Genomic DNA, 18,028 nt, shown 5'->3' with positions numbered 1-18,028 from the left:
CGTCGCGGCCGTATGTCGATGCGGGGGAGTGGCCGTCAGCTCAGGCCGAGGTTCTCAGCTGATCGGCACGCTCCCGCAGTGACGCCTTGGCGATCTTGCCGTTCGCCGTGACTGGGAGTGCGTCGAGAACGAGGACGCGGCGTGGGGCCTTGTAGTTCGACATGTTCGCTCGGGCCCAGGCGACGATCTCCTCCTCAGTCGGATCCTCGCCTTCATGTGGGACTACAAACGCCCAGACAACTTCACCGAGGACATCGTCCGGTGCGCCGATCACTGCAGCTTGAGCGAGCTGTGGGTTGTGTAGGAGGAGGCTCTCGATCTCTGCCGGGTAGGCGTTGAAGCCACCGACGATCAACATTTCCTTTGTCCGCCCGACGATCCGGAGATTGCCTTCACCGTCGAGTGAACCGACATCGCCGGTGCTCAGCCACCCATCCGAGGTGAATGCGTCGGAGGTGAGTTGCGGGGCGTCCCAGTACCCTTGCATCACTCCGTAGCCGCGAATCTGGATCTCGCCCTGCTCACCGGTGCGGGCCGGTGCGCCGTCGCTGTCCACCAGGCGGAGCTCCATTCCGGGAACTACTCGACCGGCCGAGCCCGCAACCACAGCCGTCGGGTCGCCCGGCCGGGTCATCGTTACCACCGAGCCCTCGATCAGGCCGTACGCGTTGGTGATTCGCTCGAACCCGAGTCGGTCTTGCAGTGCGATCACGAGTTCGTCCGGAACGCTCGCAGCGCCGACGATTGCCCAGCGGAGCGACGAGGTATCCCGTTGATCGAGTTCGGGATCCGAGAGGATCCGGCTGAAGAGGTTCGGCGGGCCTGCAAGAGTCGTCAGGCCGAGGTCCTCGACCATATCGAGCGCGCGATCGGGATCGAAGACGGCGACAGGCACCATCGTCGCCAGGCGTTCGACGCATGCGATCATGCCGGCATTGATTCCGAAGCCATGTGCGAACGGGCTGACCACTGGGAGTCGGTCACCCTTGCCGAGCCCACAGACTTCGGCCCAATCCCAGTAGGCTCGAAGTATCTGGCCGCCGGTGAGCATGACGCCCTTCGGTTGGCCCGTCGTACCGGACGTCATGAGGATTTCGAAGATGTCGGTGGGTTCGACCGCCAGTGCACGCTTCTCCGCGGCCTCGAGCGGAACCGTGTCGTGCAGATCGAGGAATGCCTCCCACGGGAACGTGCCGGGAATGTTCCTGTCACCCTGGAGCAACACGAGCGTGTGCACGTCGGGGAGATCGGCAAAGGGGGCGTCGGAGCTAGGGCCGCCCACGGCCGTAGCGAGTTGATCGATATACGAGGTACCGAGGAAGTCGTCGATTGCGACGAGCACCCGACATCCGGTTCGACGGAGAACTTCTGCGGTCTCGATCCCTTTTCCCCGCGTGCTGAGGGGAACGACCACGGCACCGCAGTCCCAAATTCCGAAAGCGGTGACCACCCACTGCCAGCAGTTCGGCGCCCACACCGCGATCCGATCGCCCGCGACGACGCCTCGGGAGATGAGAGCTCGCGCGACCTGCGACGCCTGAGTTCGAATATCGGAGAGGCTGAGTGTGGTGTCCCCATCGATGAGGGCAACACTCCGAGGATGGGCGGTCGCGCGCTGGCGGAGCATTCGCGGGAGGGTCCCCCACTCGGGGATTTCGTTCATGAGACGGTCTTCCCTTCGACTGAAACAAGCAATCGCTTGGTTAAGGATCAACCTTCTCACACCAGCAGGCTCGAGGGAAGTTCCTGCGACGCGTTGGCGCAAATGCCGAAGGCCGCCACTCTGCAGTGACGGCCTTCGGTGCAACAGCCGGGTTGGACACGCGGCTACGTTCAGGGTGTTCGTTGTCAGCCCGAGAACAGGGGCCGATCCGGATTCGCCCAAGCGCTCGGCTTCTCGAGGCCGCTCATTACCAATTTCAGGTACTGGTCGGCCAATTCGTCCGCCGACAGGCGTCCGGAAGGTGTGAACCACCGCACCGCGACCCATAAGGAGTCGCGCAGGAATCGGTATGTGATTGCGGTATCGAGGTCCTCCCGGAAGGCCCCGGACGCCACTCCGTCGTCGAGAACCTTGGTCCAGATCCGCCTGACTTCGGCCTCGGACTCGGCGACATACTCGAAGCGCGGAAACTGATTGAGATACCCGCGTTCGTTCTGGATGACCGTGATGGCGGCGCGATGCTCGTCGAGCGAATTGAAAGCCGCCCTCACGAGGTGGCGGAGTGCGACCGCAGGTTCCGAATCCTTGTTGACGATCTCCTCGTACGTCGCCATGAGGCTGGTGAAATACGCGGACAAGATCTCGTCGACGATCGCCTCTTTCGACTCGAAGTGGTGGTAGAGGCTTCCCGAGAGAACCCCCGCTGCGTCACCGATTTGACGTACGGTAGTCGAGCGGAAACCCTGCTCGGCGAAGAGGTCGGCCGCGATGTCAAGCAAAGCCTGGCGCCGTTGGGAGCTGCCTTCTCCCTGTTCCGACCGTTGCCGAGTGCCGCGTCGCGGGCGTGTCGCGGGTGCAGACAGGGTGGTTCGGGATTTCGGTGCCATGGGTACAGTATGCATTGTTTTCACCCAAGCGCTAGTTTGCTTGGTTTCGTCGTGTCCAGCGAATCAGTGTGGACGGGTTCCCGTCCCGTAGGTCGGGCGACGTGAACTCGGCGACTACCTGCAGGCCGACTGTCAGGTCGGATCCGTGCTCGTCTCCGGTCCAGCCGCCGGGTATGAGCAGGTTCTCGCCCGCGTCGAGGCGGACGAGGACGACCACAAACGGCACGACGGTACCGGGGGTGAATGCCCGATGCGTGGCCGTCCAGGTCACCACGGTCCCTGCGCCGTCCGTCGTGAACCACTCCCAGTCGAAGGAGCCGCACTCGTTGCACAGAGCTCGGGGCGCCCACCGGAGTGCGCCGCACGTGCACTGTTGGACCTGCAGTTGCTGTCGCTCCAAGGCCTGCCACCAGCTGGCCGAGTCGCGATCGCCGTACGAACCGGTCATCGGACACCTCGCAGGATCAGGGCCGAGGTGACACCCGAGACATAGCCGGGCTGGCCGGTGCACAGGGCGGTTCGAGCGTGTTCGACCTGACGCGGTCCAGCCTCTCCGCGCAGTTGCAGTACCGCTTCGGCGACATGATTGAGACCGTGTGCGTAGCCCTCGGACAAGTGTCCTCCGTGTGTGTTGACGGGCAGGCTTCCACCGAAGGTCGTCTCGCCGGCGGCTACAAATGCTGCTGCCTCGTCGCGCGGCGCGAGTTGGTAGTCCTCGAGCTGCATCAGTACTAATGGAGTGAATGCGTCGTACAGTTCGGCGATGTCTATGTCTTCCGGGCTGATACCAGCGCGTGCGTAGAGTCGTGGCGCCATCTCGCGGGCGGCGCTGGTTGAGAAGTCGGTCCTGCTGCCGGAGTAGAGGCTGTGGCCGCCGCCAGTGGAGGCAGCGCTGATCAGTACGGGTGATCGACGCAGGTCGTGGGCCCTGGCCGCGGATGTCACGACGACGGCGACCGCGGTGTCCGTCTCGAGGCAGCAGTCGAACAAGCGCAGCGGGTCACTGACGAGGGGTGAATTGAGGTACTTGTCCATGGTCAACGGTGTCGTCATCATCGCCAGGGGATTCAGCATCGCGTGCGACCTTTGGTTGACTGCGATGCGGCCGAGGTCTTCGGAGGTAGCGCCCGACCTCGCCATGTACGAGCGTGCCACGAGCGCGAACTGTTGTGGTGGGGCGAGAAGGCCGTACGGAACCTGGTACTGAAACTCGACCAATGTCGGTGCGGAGCGGCCGGTGCCGCCCATCCGGAACTCGGAGCGGGCGTTCAATGCTCGCCAGACCACTACGACCTCGGCCTGGCCGCTGGTGACTGCCATGGCGGCGGCACCAACGGCGGCGGCCGACATGCTGCCTCCACCGACGAGATCGAGGAGGACGTGGGGGTCGTCGACTCCGAGGCTATGGGCTACCGCAGACGCTGGGACGGCGTCGCCCACACTGTGGGTAATCAAGCCGTCCACATCGCCGAGTTCGAGGCCGGCGTCGTCGAGCGCCGCTGTGATGGCCCGAAGTCCCAGTTCGAGCGTGCTCACGCCCGAGTTCTTGTAGAACGGCGTCCGGCCGACGCCGGCAATCGCACTCTGATCACGCACTGTGGTTGCCTCGGGTATTTGAGCGGCTGCTTCCCGTTTCACTCTTCGTCACGTTAGACTCCGGTTGAACTAGCGCTTGGTTTTGATGCAAGGCTAGGGTCGCAGGCGGGAGCTGTCAAAGGTTGCTCTCGGCATTGACCTCGGACTGGGCGGACTCGTAACATCAATATTTGAGCAAGCAGTTGCTTGTTTTCGATGAAGGGACGAAGAGTGGCACGCGGCATCTATCTCCTCGAAGAGGTTTACTTCCACCCGATGAACTCCACGAACCCGCGGGAGTATCTTCAGTGGCTGGTCAACTACAAGAAGGAAGACGAACAGCGGACGGACTCCGATGCGGAGCTGACGAAGGGTTTGTCGGTCCGATCACGGGCGATCGACCTGGTCGGCGCGTTCTACGCGATCGGAATCACCGGGCACGAACAGTTCAAGGCCGTCACATTGTGGGATTGCCACGGCGGGTGGGACGGTGGCTGGCGCCAGCAGCTGGACATCTACAACGGTGTGAAGCCGGAACTGTTCCTGTCTAGTATCGACGACCTTCGCCACAAGGCTTTCTCCCGCCCCATGGGTGCGGTGCGCGGCACGCCTGATCTTCAGGAACTGCGTGCGGAGCAGTACACGGCGCCATTCTTCCTCCACGAGATCGCTCAGGTTCGCCCCGGGGCAGCGCAGGACTATCTCGCTGCCGTGCGCGAGGAGCGGGCTCCGATTCTCGCCGACCACGGCCATCGACTCGTCGGGCTGTACGAGGTCATGCTCTCCGACACGGAGGTGGTTACCTTCTGGGGCACGGACATCGACAGTCATCTCGAGACGCAGCGCGCATACGACGCCGCGGTCGGACTCGATGCCGAAGCGACCGCAGACCCCAGGCTCGTCGAGTGGCGCAAGAGTGCACGACAGTATCTCGATGGGCCCTGGCGTGAGACGTTGCTGGCGCCGTTCCCCGGATCCGTTCTCGCCCCGAAGTAGGCCATTCCCTGTGCAGTGGTGATGAAAGAAGGATTTGATGCGGTACGTACTCGGTCTCCCGACTGATCAGGTCGACCGGCCCACGGAGTTTCTCACCGCCGACGCCGTGGCCGATGTCGCTCGCGCTGCGGAGGACGCGGGGTTCGATGCGGTGTCCGTCACCGACCATCCTTTCCCGCAGGACAAGTGGCTGTCCCGGGGAGGCCACCAAGCCCTGGACCCGATGGTCGCTCTGTCCTTTGCAGCCGCAAGTACGACCCGTGTCAGACTCCTTACCAATGTGTTCGTGCTTCCCTATCACAACCCGTTCCTGACTGCGCGGGCGGTCGCGAGCCTCGATGTCCTGTCCGGCGGACGTGTCATCTTTGGAACAGCGGTGGGATACCTCCGGTCCGAGTTCGCCGCATTGGGCCTGGGCTACGAGGATCGCGGGGCGCGCACCGATCAAGCGCTGCGATTGATGAAAGCTGCCTGGTCGGGTGAATCCGTCACCATCGAGGATCCTCCCTACTCAGTGGTGGAGCACACGATGCGCCCGGCACCCCTGCAGTCTCCACATCCTCCGATCTGGTTCGGCGGGAACAGTAAACGCGCGATTCGTCGGGTCGTCGAGTTCGGACAAGGGTGGATGCCCATGCCGCAACCGGCCGCAGCGGCGAAGCTTACGAGAACACCGGGACTGGAGACGATCGACGAACTGGCCGACCGCATCCAGTACCTCCGGTCCAGCGCTCTCGACGCGGGAAGGGACCGTCCGGACGTGTGCTTTGTCCCGTTCGGAATGCGTATGACCGACAGCCCGGACCTTGACACGTTCGATCAGTTGGGCCAAGACGTCGGAACATACGCCGAGGCCGGCGTCGACTGGCTTTCGGTTCCCTTCTCCGGGACGGACCGGGACTCGTTGCTGAAGTCGATCGAAGAGTTCGGCGCACGTGTGATCGATCGATAGTCGTCGCGTTGTTCTTGCCCACATGATTCGTTGAGCGCCATCCTGGCGGCACTACGCCACGGCCGCGCAAGAAAGGTTGTCTACCATGAATGCTCCTGTCGAGCACCGACCGATGAAGTTTTCTGCCTTCCTGCTGTTCCACCGCCCCGATCAGAGGAATAGCATCAAGGAGGTATACGACTACAACCTCCGCGTAGCCGACCTGCTCGAAGAACTCGGGTTCGACGGAGTCTGGGTGTCCGAGCACCACTTCCGGGACTATGGAACCGTCCCCAGCATCTTCACCATGCTCGGCTACCTGGCGGCTCGAACCGAGAGACTCCGTCTCGGCACCGGCGTGGTCGTGCTGCCCCTGCACAACCCGATCCATGTGGCCGAGCAGGCCGCCCAGCTGGACCTGCTGTCGAACGGACGACTCGATCTAGGCCTCGGCCGTGGATATCAGAGTATCGAATTCGATGGCTTCGGAATGAGTCTGGCGGAAGCCCGTGATCGCTTCGACGAGGGGCTCGAAGCGATCACAGGGCTGTGGACGAAGGACCCGTTCAAGCACGAAGGCCAGTTCTACCGCAGTGGTGAGGTTTCCCTCACACCCAAGCCGCTTCAGAATCCGCACCCACCGATCTACGTCGCGGCGGTCAGCCCCGAAACGGTAGAGCGGTATGCCCGACGTGGGCTGCCGATCCTCGCGGATCCGGCGGCGCCGTTCAAGAAGATCCATAACGCAGCCGAAACCTGGCATCGGATCGCCGCGGAGTCCGGATTCGACACGTCGGACACCGATCTCGTCGTGTCGCGGTCCGTCTGGCTCGCGCCGACCGTCGAACAGGCGAGGAAGGATCAAGCTGCGTTCGAGGCGTCCTTCGATCGGTCGCGTATCTTCAACGAGAAGAGTGCCCCGATCGATTCGAAGACCGGTGAGGTCGCGAAGGGCTTCGAGTTCTGGGAAGGCCGCTACCTGAAGGGCGGCGAGGTCGGCAACGACTTCCGCTGGGAGCAGCTCGAAGTCATCGGGGACCCCAAGCGGGTCATCGGCCAGGTCGCGATGCTGCAGGAATTTGGTTTCAACCACCTGATGTGCGATTTCGGCAGCACCCGGCACATGCCGTTTGACGAGATGTCGAAGGCAATCACGTTCTTCGCGAAGGAAGTCATTCCCGCGTTCCGCTGACACCGCCGTGCACCATCCACCCTTGTGAAAGGCGCCTCGTGTATTCAGAGCTGTCCCTCGCCGACATCGTTCGGGAGAACCGCCGCGGCCGCGGTGAAATGGTGGCCCTCGTCGACGGTGACGAGCGGATTACCTACGCCGAGTTCGATGAGCGGACGGACCGACTGGCGAACGCACTGACAAGCGAAGGAGTGCTTCCCGGTGACCGCGTGTTGTGGATCGGAGCAAACTCTCACCGCGTCTTCGAGTTGCTCGTCGCCGCAGGAAAAGTGGGTGCCATCCTGTGCCCGGCGAACTGGCGGCAGAGTGCGGACGAGCTCCGTTTCGTCATCGACGATCTTCAGCCGAAGCTGATCGTCTCGGAACCGAAAATAGTTGGAGACCTCCACGACAGTCTGGGTGACGACCGTATCCCGTGGGTGCGTTGCAGCGACGACTCCGATGACGAGTTCCAGCGGTGGTCGGCGTCCTTTCCATCGACTCCGGCACCCTCATCGGAGTCGATCCACGCCGAGGATCCGGTCCTGCTTTTGTACACCGCCGCGTTCGACGGACGCCCGAACGGTGCACTCATCTCCCACCGCGCGCTGATCAGCCACTCCCTGGTCGTCGCTGTCCAACGCCAGATCACGGAGGGGTTCGTCTTCCTCGACAGCGGTCCGCTCTTTCACATCGGAACCTGGATGTTCGCGGTAGCTACATTCGTGTGCGGCGGGACGAATGTCGTTCTTCCCCAGTTCGAACCGCGACGGGCATGCGAACTGATCGAGCGAGAGCGGTGCCAGGGCGCCATGCTGTTTCCCGCGATGATCGATCAGCTGGTTGCCGCCAACGGGGACGATCGATACGATCTGTCGAGTCTGCGCTTCGGTCCAGCAGGCTCGACCTGGAATCACATGATCACCCTCGATCGGAGCCCATGGGGCCGATCCAATGCCGGATACGGACAGACGGAAGTCGGCGGAATGCTGACCTACCACGCTCTCGGCATCAATGGTCTGGGTACTCACGGACGCTCGAGCCCACTCATGCAAGTGCGGATCGTCGATACCAACGGACGAGATGTGTCGACCGGCGACGTCGGTGAGATCGCAACCCGCGGAATGCACCTCTTCAACGGATATTTCAACCGCCCTGATCTCAACGCCGCTCGATTCCGAGACGGCTGGTACCACACAGGTGACCTCGGAAGAAGGGAATCCGACGGAACAGTGTCATTTGTCGGCCCCAAACTGCGCATGATCAAATCCGGTGGCGAGAACATCTATCCGGCCGAGGTGGAACGCGCCCTACTCGGACATCCCGACGTCGACTCAGCTGCAGTCATCGGCCGGCCAGACAGCACCTGGGGCCAATCAGTGGTCGCGCTCGTGGTGAGGAACGCGTCGTCGTCGGTGACCGAGCAGGAGCTGATCGCGCACGTGCGCAACCAGGTCGCGTCGTACAAAAAGCCGAAATCGGTGGTCTTCGTCGAGGCGATCCCGAGGCGCGGATTCGTACCCGACTACGACCTCCTGGACATACAGCACGGAGGCGGCGGATACCCCGGCAGTGACCCGACTCCGATCACCACAGCAGCAACGAGCGAGATGACGAGGTGAGATCGATGCAAGGGACCCCCTACTCGAATTTCGGCTACGCGATCCTGTCCGCACAGCGCAATCGAGCACCTCATTTGCCGGCGTTGGCGTACTGCGGCCGAGAGCGGCTCACCTACGCCGAGCTGGACGGCCGGGTCAACCGAACCGCCAACGCACTCCTCGCGGCCGGCGTACGTCCCGGAGAACGGGTGGCGACACTGCTCGACTCCACACTCTCGGTTGCTGAGATCTACCTGGCGCAGACGAAAATCGGCTCCGTTCTCTGTGCCCTCAACCCGTACTGGCCTCTCGACACGTTCGAGCAGATCGTCACCAGGATCGAGGCCACCACCTTCGTCTACGATGCGAAGTTCGACCGGGTCATCGACCAGCTGCGACCCACGCTTCAGCACATCCGGACCTGGATCCGAACCGGCGGCGCACCGGACAGCCACGACGCGGTCGACCTCGACCAACTGACGACGGAGTCTTCGGAAACGGAACCACCCCTCGGCGCAGGGGGAGACGATCTGCTCGCCTTGTTCTTCACCTCGGGCACGACAGGATTGCCGAAGGCCGTGCAGTACACGCACGCCTCGGGAATCGCGATCTCCCAAGGCCTGTGGGCAGATGTCCCTGTACTGAGGCAGGCGGCACTGGGAACCGGCCCGATCATCTGGGGGGTTGGCTTCATTGCCGTCGCCGCGCCGGCCTTGGCGGCCGGAATCACACTCGTACTCGAGGACAACTTCGGACCAGAACAGTTCCTGAAAACGGTTCCGCGGGAGAGAATCACCCATATCAGCGTGACACCGAGCTTCTTCGTGGAGCTGTTGTCCGCTGCGGATCACGAAGTGGTCGACCTCAGCTCCCTGCGTGTAGCCATGCTCGGTGGCGAACCGCTGTTGGCGTCATTGCAGGACCGGATCTCCCGGCGTCTCCCGAGCCTGGAGCTGTACGGGTACTACGGTCAGACCGAGGCTCCGTACAGCGTGATCGGCCGCCGCGACGACGGGAGCGTCCCGGACGGGGTAGTCGGGTGGGCCCGATTCGGGGGTGCCGTCAGGGTGGTCGATTCGACCGGTGCGCCCGTAATCGACACGGTGGGGGAGATCCAGATCAGCGGACCCCACGTGTCGGCCGGTTACTACGGGCAACCCGACGCCACGAGTGACGCGCTCAGGGGCGGATGGTTCGTCGGAGGCGACATTGGTTCGCTCGATGAGCACGGTCGGTTGACAGTGCTCGGGCGGCGAACCGACGCTATCGAGCGCGACGGCGTTCTCACTCTCCCCGCGCAGATCGAAGACGTCGCATCCCGGGTGGACGGGGTAGCTGAAGCCGGTGCTGTCGGGCTGCCTGTTCATGATTCGGATCCGCAGATACTGCTGGTGCTGGCACCGAAGCAGGGTTGTGAGCTTGACCGGGAGGAAATCGCCGATCGCCTCGCCGTCGCACTAGCGCCCGCTTCCAGACCCGATCACATCGTAGTGGTGGACAGCTTGCCGCACGCCAACGACGGCTCCGGTGGCAAGGGCAAGCTTCTGCGACGAGTGCTTGTCGAACAGTTCGGGCATCTAACCGATTCCTCGGTAGTGAAAGGCTGACAATGGGTTTCCTCGAAGGTCAGGTCGTTGTCGTCACGGGTGGCGCGCGAGGCCAAGGGCGCTCACACGCCGTCGCGGCCGCGCGTCAGGGGGCTGACGTCGTCCTACTCGATCGTTGTACAGACGTACCGTGCATCGGTTACCCGCAGGCCGAGGAGTCTGACCTCCGGGACACCGAGGCGCTTGTCCGTGAGTGTGGAACTCGTGCGTTCGGCCTAGTGTGTGACGTCGCCGACCGCGAGCAGACGCTCTCCGCGATGGACAAGGTTCTCGACATGTTCGGGCGCATCGACGTCTTGATAGCAAACGCCGGGGTGTACGGAGGCGGGTCGATCCAGGACGCCGATTTCGACGTGTGGAACGAAGTGCTCGGAAGCAACCTCACCGGGGTTTTCCACAGCATGCGGGCGGTGAGTCCCCAGATGATCGCCCAGGGGTACGGGCGAATCGTGGTGACGGCCTCCAACCAGGGGCGGACCGCGGTGCCGGGGTCGATTCCATACGTTGCGTCAAAATGGGGCGCGATCGGTCTGGTGAAAGCTGCCGCGCAGGATTTGGCGGCGTTTGGAATCACCGTCAACGGAGTGGCCCCCGGTAACACGTCCACCAAGATGGTGCATAACGAGGCTCTCTACCGGGCGATGCGCCCGGACCTCGCGAACCCCTCCTGGGACGATGTCGAGCCCGCGCTGCGCGTGCACCATGTCCAGCCGATCGCACTGCTCGAGCCGCGTGAGATCACGGCAGCAGTGATGTTTCTGATCGGCCCGGACACCCCACACATCACCGGCAGCATCATCGACGTCAACGCCGGTACCGCGTCGCGGACAACCGCGTAGCGACTCCGCCCGCTGATGACTGCGCTCTCCGCTCGAAGGGACACGACATGGCGATCTATGACGAACCGATGGACTATCTGCAGCTGATTGACGGCGAGCTCCGGCCGTCGCGGAACGGGCAGTGGATCGACAGCGTGAATCCGGCGACCGGCCAGGTCTGGGCTCGAATCCCCGCCGGTGGTGCGGAAGACATCGATGACGCGATACGCGCAGCGAAGTCGGCGCTCGACTCCTGGCGTGCATTCCCGGCTGCATCCCGTGCTGCCCTGCTGCGGTCCTGGGCGGCAACCGTCCGCGAGAATCTCGACACGTTGTGGCGCCTGGACGCCACCGACAACGGACGAGCGCGCCGGGAAGCGGAACCGGCCATCGCGGGCGCCGCGTCGCAGATCGAATTCCACGCCGGGCTGGCCGAGACGATCACCGGCGATACGGTCCTCGTGTCGGACTCCGCGACGACCTATTCAGTACGTGAGCCATTCGGTGTGGTGGGTCTGATTATCCCGTGGAATGCACCGTTGGCGATGTTCCTGGCGAAGGTCTCCGCGGCGATCGCCGCCGGTAACACGATCGTCGTCAAACCTCCCGAGCGGGCGTCGGTGTCGGTGCTCGTTGCTGCGCAGCTTCTCGAGAAGGCGGGGATTCCCCGTGGCGTGGTGAATGTGGTGACCGGGGAAGGTTCCAGTGCCGGTGAGGCACTGGTGAGGCATCCAGATGTCCGCAAGATCAGTTTCACCGGTTCGACCGCGACTGGGCGGCGGATTACCGAGAACTCGGTGGCCAACATCAAATCTCTCGCACTCGAACTCGGCGGGAAGTCGCCGAACATCGTTTTCGCGGACGCAGACCTCGATCAGGCTGCCGATGTGGTTGCGGCAGGAATCTACACCGCCAGCGCGGGGCAGGCCTGCATCGCAGGATCGCGCATCCTCGTCGAGGAAGCGATCTTCGTCGACTTCGTGGAGCGACTGCGGTCGAGAGCCTCCGCGATGGTACTGGGGAACCCCCTGGACTCCCGGACCGACATGGGTCCCCTTGCGTTCGACGGTCAGTACGACAAGGTCCGCGAATACTTGGAGAGCGGACGGCAAGAGGGAGCGACGCTTGCGTTCGGTGGTCGCTGCGGCAGCGAATTGTTCACGCCCGAAAGTCCACTGCGCGAAGGATACTTCGTTGAACCCACGCTCTTTCTCACTGAAGATCCGCAACTTCGGGTGTGCCAGGAGGAGATCTTCGGGCCGGTCGCGGTGGCCATGCCGTTCGCGGACGAAGCCGACGCCGTCCGGTTGGCCAACGACAGCGGATACGGTCTCGCTGCCGGCGTCTGGACCCAGAACCTCTCGCGCGCGCTCCGTCTTACTCGCCGACTCGAGGCGGGCACCGTGTGGGTCAATACGTATCGCCGACTGCATTGGGCGCTCCCGTTCGGCGGGCAGAAGGAAAGCGGGACGGGCACCTCGAACGGGCCCACTACGTTGGACGAATGGCTCGAGCACAAGAGTGTGTGGATCGAGCACGGGTAGTACCGATCTGGGCGAACGGGCCCACAAGCCACCTTCATCCGCGTGTGACGGGATATCGCAATGACCGGAAAGATTCGGTTCGGAGCCACGCTGGCGCCGAGCGTGTCGGCGAAGAAATGGCGCGAACGCGTCACAGCGCTCGAAGACAGCCCGTTTGACGTCCTTCTCGTCAACGACCACTTGAGCGGGCTGCGGTACGCGCCGATGGTGGCCCTAGCCGCGGCCGCGCAGCTGACCGATCGCATTCGGCTGGGTGTACTCGTCCTTGCGAACGACTACCGACACCCCGCAGTGCTGGCGAAAGAAGCTGCGACGCTCGACCTGCTGTCCGGTGGGCGCCTCGAGTTGGGGATGGGCGCCGGGTGGATGCGTTCCGATTATGACAGCGCCGGAATCGCTTTTGATTCGCCTCGAGTACGCCTGGCAAGGCTCCGGGAAGGCGTTCAGATTGTGCGGGAGGCGTGGAAGGCCGGCCCGTCCGACTTCACGGGTGAATTTTACACGGCCACAGGGCTTGACCACGCGCCGTTGCCCCTACAAGATGGCGGACCGCCTCTACTTCTCGGCGGGGGAGGTCCCCAGATGCTTCGGTTTGCGGCTCGCGAAGGTGACATCGTCAACGTCACTACTCGAACGGCGAGCAATGGACGGGGAGTCGCTCCCGATGACGTCGGTCTCGAACCGCTCCTGCGCAAGTTGGAACTAGTGCACGATGCAGCCAAGGAGGCAGATCGGGAGGTGGAGATCTCGGTGGGTATCCGTGCCGTGGCGATTGACGACAGGCTGAGCGAAGTGCATCCCACGCTGGGAAATCACGTCGATGCCATGCGTCCGACTCCCTTTATCATGGAGGGCAGCGTCGAATCCGTCGCGGAAAAGATTCTTTTGTGGCACGAGTTGCACAACGTCTCGTATTTCGTCCTTGCGAATGACAGCGACGTGGAGAAGATGATTCCTGTCGTGCAGCGGGTGAAGGAGCAGAATCGTTGAATGCGCTGACAGACATGATCTCAGGAGGAGGGGACCGTGTGTGAGGTCGTAGTTCTCGATGCGGCCCGGACGGCAATCGGAAAGTCGTTCCGCGGCGGACTCGCCGATGTGAGAGCCGACGACCTCGGCTCCACCGTGATTGCAGCACTTCTCGCGCAACGACTATTTGCAACCGGACGATGTCTCCGAACTCTATTGGGGTTGTAGTCTTCCCGATCATTCCCAGGGCTACAACACCGCGCGGCAGGTTGGGCTCCTCGGGGGGCTTCCGGTGACCGTTCCCGCAATTACGTTGAGTCGATCGTGTGGTTCGGCGCTGTCTGCAGTCAGGATGGCTGCTCATGCGATTGCTGTTGGTGACGGTGAGGTCTACGTCGCCGGTGGTGGCGACAGTTTCTCATTGTGTCTCGGCAAAGGGTTCTCCCCAGCCGACCATCACCCGCGGTTCACCGATACGCGTCGCCCGGATTTCATCAACTTTGCGTATATGGAGGTGTTCGACACCGCGGAGATCGTGGCAGCGCGATACGGGGTCACGCGGACGGAGATGGATGAATTCGCGCTCCTGTCCCATTCGCGGGCGAGCCGCGCCGCCGCAGCGGGGTACTTCGACTCCGAAATCGTGCCGTTCGAACTTCCGGATGGCACGATCTTTGCCCACGACGACTCGCCGCGGACGGACTCGAGTTTCGACTCACTTGCCGCCCTCCGATCCATCGCGCCCGCGCTGGACCCCAGCCATTCCCCATAGCCTTGGCTGCGTGATCCTGGACGGGCAGCACGGCATCGTCATGGGCGGGCGGTAGGAGCAACCCGTGAACTAGAGTTGCAGGTCGAACGGAATCTGGAAGGCGGGACGACGCGATGACCAAGGCTGCGCGCGGGAACATGCGCGACCTCCAGAAGGAGCTGACAAAGACTCGGCTGAAGGAGGCCGCGATCGCCTGCTTCGTCGAGAGCGGTTACCTCGCTACTGCGGTCACGGACATCACCAGCACGGCCGGCGCCACACGTGCCACCTTCTACCTGCACTACAAGACGAAGGCCGAGGTAGTGGATGCGCTCCTCGACGAGCTCGACATGGTGTACGCGGAGCCATTCTCGCGATTCGCCGCTGTTCTGGTGGAACCCAGCTTGGACGCGTTTCGGGTCTGGCTTCGCGAGATCGTGAAGATCTGGGAGACGACCCGCGAAATTTCGATCGTCGTGAGTGAGGCTGCCGGCGTGGAGAAGGAAATCGGCGACCGGAGGGGCCGCAGTTTCGACTTCGAAACGGACAGGATTGCGAAGGCCTTGTCGGCGACGGGGCGGTGGACGCCGAAGCAGGCCAAAATCCGGGCCTTGCTGATCTTCTCCCAGCTCGGCAGCCTCTTCATGCAGTGGTCAATGCCCGATTCCGACCTGGACGCGGTGGAGGCCGTGGACGTGCTGGCATCGATGTGGATGGCTGCACTCGACGAGCGAGAATTTCACTAGACTCACTGCCTCTTGACTAGACGCTGTGATCAGGGTTACATGGGCGACACCCCACTTCTCGGAGGATTCGCCTGATGTTGGTTACTTCAGATCTCGCTCCCCGTCGCTCCAGTGATTGTCTCGGCGGCCCTGTGGACGCACTCGCATCCGCGCGGGAGTTGCCGCGGTTGGCTCATCACGGCGATGTGCGAGCGGTCCGCGGCAACACCCGTCTGCATGCGTATGCGTTCCGGGATGCAAGCACCCCGGACGTCGACGAGAGCCGCCCGATGCTGGACGCGGCTCTGCACTCCATCTTCGACGCACTGACCGTTCGCCCCATCGACGGCGATTCGCGACTTTCATCCCATGGCATCGTCTTCCTGATCGAAGCGGGAGATCGTCCCGCCGGCATCGAGGAAATGAAGCGGCTTCTCGCCGAGGTCGGCGCGCACGAAATCCTACGGTGCGCGGCTGTGGGGCTCGCCGTGATCGGCGGTTCCGCTGCTGCCGCTGCAATCGACATCGACTTCCTCGCCCGCACCGTCCGCGCCTCCGGTGGATATGTCGTGGGCACGGGCATGGTCATCACGAAACGCGACGCAGCCACTGTGGCCGGCTCTGATGGCGCCGTCGAGTTCAAGGACATCACACTCGCGTCCAGTGTCAGCCTCCTTGGTCGCAGAGTGGCTACCCTCGCCGCCTCCGGACGCGCCCTGCGCGCCGCCTGACAGGCAGTCCGGATCCCCCTTCAAGTCAGCGCCAATCTGTGTCGCCATCCGGCGAGCAAGCGCTTGGCTAACTACCACGAAAGGACCCGCATGCAGTTCTCCATGATTTTCGAGGCGCAGATCGCTGATCCCACGCCCGCGAAAGAGCGTCAGACCTACCTCGATTCGATCGAACAGGCCGTGTACGCCGAGGAGATGGGCTTCGACGGAGTCTGGGCGGTCGAGCACCACGGCCTCGAGCACTACTCGCACATGTCGGCGCCCGAACTGTTCCTTGCAACGGTGGCTGCGAAGACGTCTCGCATCCGGATCGGGCACGGTGCAGTCTGCATGCCATTCAACTTCAACTATCCCACCCGGGTGGCCGAACGGGCGGCCATGCTCGACGTCCTCTCGAACGGCCGCCTCAATTTGGGCGCTGCCAGGGGCGGCACCCTGCAGGAAGCTGCGATGTGCAACGTGGACCCCGCGGAAACCGCTGCCCAGGTGGAGGAGGCGCTCCGGATCGTCTCAGCGGCATGGCGCTCACCTGACTTCGAGTACCACGGTGAGCTCCTCGACATCAAAGCGCCGGAAGGGAATTCGCCTCTCCGAGTGCTTCCGCGGCCTGTGCAAACCCCGCATCCACCGTTGTTCCTCGCCAGTACGAAGCCGGACACCGTAGTGCATTCTGCGGAACTCGGCGTGGGTGCGCTCGTGTTCGGCTTCGGCGGGCTCGACAGCATCAAGATGCAGCACCAACTCTATTGGGACCGGGTGAAGAGCCGCACGGGTGAAAAGTTCGTCTCGGATCTCACCAACGACCACTTCGTCGCACTGTGCCCGACGATCGTCCTCGACGACGAACAGCAAGCGAAGGAAATCGGGGCCCGCGGCCAGCGATTCTTCGGCGAATCCATCGGCTACTGGCATCTGGGCGGGGCAAACCCGCCCACCGGAGCGACCGTCGACGAGGACAACATCAAGTACATGCGTGCCAAGGCGGCTTCAGAGGAGGCGGCATTCGACCGCGGCGACCGCCCGCAGTACTCCGAACGATCGCTCGCCGCAGCAAATTTCAACATCGACCATGCCTACGGCACGGTGGAGACCGCGATCAAGTATGTCGAGGAACTCGAGAAGGTGGGCGTCGACGAAGTTCTCTGCCTCATTCAGATGGGTACCGTTCCACAGGAGGTATGTATGGCTACCATCAAGGCCTGGGGTGAACATGTCATTCCACATTTCCGACTGCCGATTGCCGATCGTCAGCGCGCCGCAGCCGCGGTATGAGCCGGCTCGCCGGAAAGACCGCTCTCGTCACCGGCGGCGCCCAGGGACAGGGCGCGGCCGAGGCGCGGGCGTTCGCCCGTGAAGGAGCCCGGGTCGTCATCGCCGATGTAAATAGCGAACTCGGACTCGCGACAGCAGCCGAGATCGGTGAAGACGTCCGGTACACGTATCTCGACGTCTCTGACACCGACTCCTGGAAGCAGGTCGTCGCCGAAATCGACGACGACTACGGTAGCTTGGATGTGCTCGTCAACAATGCGGCACGATACTGGACGCGTCCGATCCTCGAGGAAAGCGACGATGCACTGGACGCCATCATCGGGGTAAACCTCAAGGGTGCCTTCCTCGGTATTCGCGCCGTCGCTCCCCTCATGATCGCGTCCGGCGGAGGTTCGATCATCAACGTCTCGTCCACCGCCGGATTCGCTGGTCACGTCGGCCACGCGGCGTACGGCATGACCAAATGGGGAATCCGCGGCCTGACACGCGTCGCGGCCGCGGAGTTGTCGCCGTCCCGGATCCGCGTAAACTGCTTGGTACCTGGAGCTGTCACCGGTCCCATGCTGGGAGTGAACATTCCGGACTCCGAACAACGTGATCCGGACCGGTGGACCGGACTTCCGTTGCGCCGTCCCGGGGAGCCCGAAGAGATCGCCGAAGGCGCCGTCTTCCTCGCTTCCGATGAATCCTCGTATATCACCGGCACGGACCTCGTACTCGATGGCGGCGCGACGGGAACGGGATAACAGGCAAAACTGTCGAGCTCATGATGAATACAGGAGGTCAC

18 protein-coding genes are annotated in these 18,028 nt (G+C 63.1%); 14 read left to right on the top strand and 4 right to left on the bottom strand.

Going from position 1 to position 18,028, the window contains the following annotated elements:
• Positions 1 to 40: 40 nt before the first annotated feature.
• From QM841_RS26555 to QM841_RS26540, 4 genes are all read right to left on the bottom strand, one after another.
• Positions 41 to 1,663: an AMP-binding protein gene (locus QM841_RS26555; RefSeq protein ID WP_283334367.1), complete on the bottom strand. Its 1,623-nt coding sequence runs from the start codon at positions 1,661 to 1,663 to the stop codon at positions 41 to 43.
• A 185-nt stretch (positions 1,664 to 1,848) separates the two neighbouring features.
• Positions 1,849 to 2,442: a TetR/AcrR family transcriptional regulator gene (locus tag QM841_RS26550; protein ID WP_105422270.1), complete on the bottom strand. Its 594-nt coding sequence runs from the start codon at positions 2,440 to 2,442 to the stop codon at positions 1,849 to 1,851.
• 139 nt (positions 2,443 to 2,581) lie between these two features.
• Complete coding sequence (locus QM841_RS26545) at positions 2,582 to 2,998, bottom strand: Zn-ribbon domain-containing OB-fold protein (protein WP_283334366.1); 417 nt, start codon at positions 2,996 to 2,998, stop codon at positions 2,582 to 2,584.
• Positions 2,995 to 4,146 carry a thiolase C-terminal domain-containing protein gene (locus QM841_RS26540; RefSeq protein WP_283334365.1) on the bottom strand — a complete coding sequence of 384 codons (1,152 nt, stop codon included), beginning with the start codon at positions 4,144 to 4,146 and terminating at the stop codon, positions 2,995 to 2,997. The genes QM841_RS26545 and QM841_RS26540 overlap by 4 nt, the downstream gene beginning before the upstream one ends.
• Positions 4,147 to 4,356: 210 nt before the next feature.
• Here QM841_RS26540 and QM841_RS26535 point away from each other — a divergent pair, with 210 nt between their 5' ends.
• The 14 genes from QM841_RS26535 to QM841_RS26475 all read left to right on the top strand — a co-directional run bounded on the left by QM841_RS26535 (position 4,357) and on the right by QM841_RS26475 (position 17,987).
• A complete protein-coding gene (locus tag QM841_RS26535) occupies positions 4,357 to 5,121 on the top strand; it encodes a hypothetical protein (RefSeq protein ID WP_283334364.1) in 765 nt (254 codons plus the stop codon).
• 37 nt (positions 5,122 to 5,158) lie between these two features.
• Positions 5,159 to 6,073: an LLM class F420-dependent oxidoreductase gene (locus QM841_RS26530; protein ID WP_283334363.1), complete on the top strand. Its 915-nt coding sequence runs from the start codon at positions 5,159 to 5,161 to the stop codon at positions 6,071 to 6,073.
• Between the two features lie 85 nt (positions 6,074 to 6,158).
• Entirely contained in the window at positions 6,159 to 7,244 is a 1,086-nt protein-coding gene (locus QM841_RS26525; RefSeq protein WP_283334362.1) for an LLM class flavin-dependent oxidoreductase, read from the top strand.
• 38 nt (positions 7,245 to 7,282) lie between these two features.
• The gene (locus QM841_RS26520) at positions 7,283 to 8,845 is read left to right on the top strand and encodes an AMP-binding protein (RefSeq protein ID WP_283334361.1); all 1,563 of its coding nucleotides are present in this window, start codon (positions 7,283 to 7,285) and stop codon (positions 8,843 to 8,845) included.
• 5 nt (positions 8,846 to 8,850) lie between these two features.
• The gene (locus QM841_RS26515) at positions 8,851 to 10,431 is read left to right on the top strand and encodes a class I adenylate-forming enzyme family protein (RefSeq protein ID WP_283334360.1); all 1,581 of its coding nucleotides are present in this window, start codon (positions 8,851 to 8,853) and stop codon (positions 10,429 to 10,431) included.
• 2 nt (positions 10,432 to 10,433) lie between these two features.
• Positions 10,434 to 11,270, top strand: coding sequence for an SDR family NAD(P)-dependent oxidoreductase (locus QM841_RS26510; protein WP_283334359.1), 837 nt, complete (start codon positions 10,434 to 10,436; stop codon positions 11,268 to 11,270).
• 47 nt (positions 11,271 to 11,317) lie between these two features.
• Complete coding sequence (locus tag QM841_RS26505; RefSeq protein WP_283334358.1) at positions 11,318 to 12,793, top strand: aldehyde dehydrogenase family protein; 1,476 nt, start codon at positions 11,318 to 11,320, stop codon at positions 12,791 to 12,793.
• A 60-nt stretch (positions 12,794 to 12,853) separates the two neighbouring features.
• Positions 12,854 to 13,783, top strand: a complete 930-nt coding sequence (locus QM841_RS26500) for a TIGR03621 family F420-dependent LLM class oxidoreductase (RefSeq protein ID WP_283334357.1) — start codon at positions 12,854 to 12,856, stop codon at positions 13,781 to 13,783.
• Positions 13,784 to 13,819: 36 nt separating this feature from the next.
• A complete protein-coding gene (locus QM841_RS43465; protein ID WP_502943287.1) occupies positions 13,820 to 13,990 on the top strand; it encodes a thiolase family protein in 171 nt (56 codons plus the stop codon).
• Positions 13,923 to 14,534, top strand: a complete 612-nt coding sequence (locus QM841_RS26495; RefSeq protein ID WP_283334356.1) for a thiolase family protein — start codon at positions 13,923 to 13,925, stop codon at positions 14,532 to 14,534. The genes QM841_RS43465 and QM841_RS26495 overlap by 68 nt, the downstream gene beginning before the upstream one ends.
• Positions 14,535 to 14,647: 113 nt before the next feature.
• Positions 14,648 to 15,259: a TetR/AcrR family transcriptional regulator gene (locus QM841_RS26490; protein WP_283334355.1), complete on the top strand. Its 612-nt coding sequence runs from the start codon at positions 14,648 to 14,650 to the stop codon at positions 15,257 to 15,259.
• Positions 15,260 to 15,390: 131 nt separating this feature from the next.
• On the top strand, positions 15,391 to 15,969 hold the full coding sequence (locus QM841_RS26485; protein ID WP_283334354.1) for a hypothetical protein: 579 nt from the start codon (positions 15,391 to 15,393) through the stop codon (positions 15,967 to 15,969).
• Between the two features lie 90 nt (positions 15,970 to 16,059).
• Positions 16,060 to 17,241 carry an LLM class flavin-dependent oxidoreductase gene (locus tag QM841_RS26480; protein WP_283334353.1) on the top strand — a complete coding sequence of 394 codons (1,182 nt, stop codon included), beginning with the start codon at positions 16,060 to 16,062 and terminating at the stop codon, positions 17,239 to 17,241.
• Positions 17,238 to 17,987, top strand: coding sequence for an SDR family NAD(P)-dependent oxidoreductase (locus tag QM841_RS26475; protein WP_283334352.1), 750 nt, complete (start codon positions 17,238 to 17,240; stop codon positions 17,985 to 17,987). The genes QM841_RS26480 and QM841_RS26475 overlap by 4 nt, the downstream gene beginning before the upstream one ends.
• Positions 17,988 to 18,028 lie beyond the last annotated feature (41 nt).

The organism is Rhodococcus sp. IEGM 1307, assembly GCF_030056915.1.
GTDB classification, from domain to species: Bacteria; Actinomycetota; Actinomycetes; order Mycobacteriales; family Mycobacteriaceae; genus Rhodococcus_F; species Rhodococcus_F opacus_D.
This window is presented reverse-complemented; position numbering and strand designations above follow the sequence as displayed.

What these genes read in the sequence shown, in the direction of transcription:
- QM841_RS26545 (WP_283334366.1), bottom strand. Translation starts at nt 2,998, where the DNA reads ATGACCGGTTCGTACGGCGATCGCGACTCGGCCAGCTGGTGGCAGGCC.
- QM841_RS26510 (WP_283334359.1), top strand. Translation starts at nt 10,434, where the DNA reads ATGGGTTTCCTCGAAGGTCAGGTCGTTGTCGTCACGGGTGGCGCGCGA.
- QM841_RS26500 (WP_283334357.1), top strand. Translation starts at nt 12,854, where the DNA reads ATGACCGGAAAGATTCGGTTCGGAGCCACGCTGGCGCCGAGCGTGTCG.
- QM841_RS26475 (WP_283334352.1), top strand. Translation starts at nt 17,238, where the DNA reads ATGAGCCGGCTCGCCGGAAAGACCGCTCTCGTCACCGGCGGCGCCCAG.
- QM841_RS26530 (WP_283334363.1), top strand. Translation starts at nt 5,159, where the DNA reads ATGCGGTACGTACTCGGTCTCCCGACTGATCAGGTCGACCGGCCCACG.
- QM841_RS26490 (WP_283334355.1), top strand. Translation starts at nt 14,648, where the DNA reads ATGACCAAGGCTGCGCGCGGGAACATGCGCGACCTCCAGAAGGAGCTG.
- QM841_RS26515 (WP_283334360.1), top strand. Translation starts at nt 8,851, where the DNA reads ATGCAAGGGACCCCCTACTCGAATTTCGGCTACGCGATCCTGTCCGCA.
- QM841_RS26480 (WP_283334353.1), top strand. Translation starts at nt 16,060, where the DNA reads ATGCAGTTCTCCATGATTTTCGAGGCGCAGATCGCTGATCCCACGCCC.
- QM841_RS26525 (WP_283334362.1), top strand. Translation starts at nt 6,159, where the DNA reads ATGAATGCTCCTGTCGAGCACCGACCGATGAAGTTTTCTGCCTTCCTG.
- QM841_RS26555 (WP_283334367.1), bottom strand. Translation starts at nt 1,663, where the DNA reads ATGAACGAAATCCCCGAGTGGGGGACCCTCCCGCGAATGCTCCGCCAG.
- QM841_RS26505 (WP_283334358.1), top strand. Translation starts at nt 11,318, where the DNA reads ATGGCGATCTATGACGAACCGATGGACTATCTGCAGCTGATTGACGGC.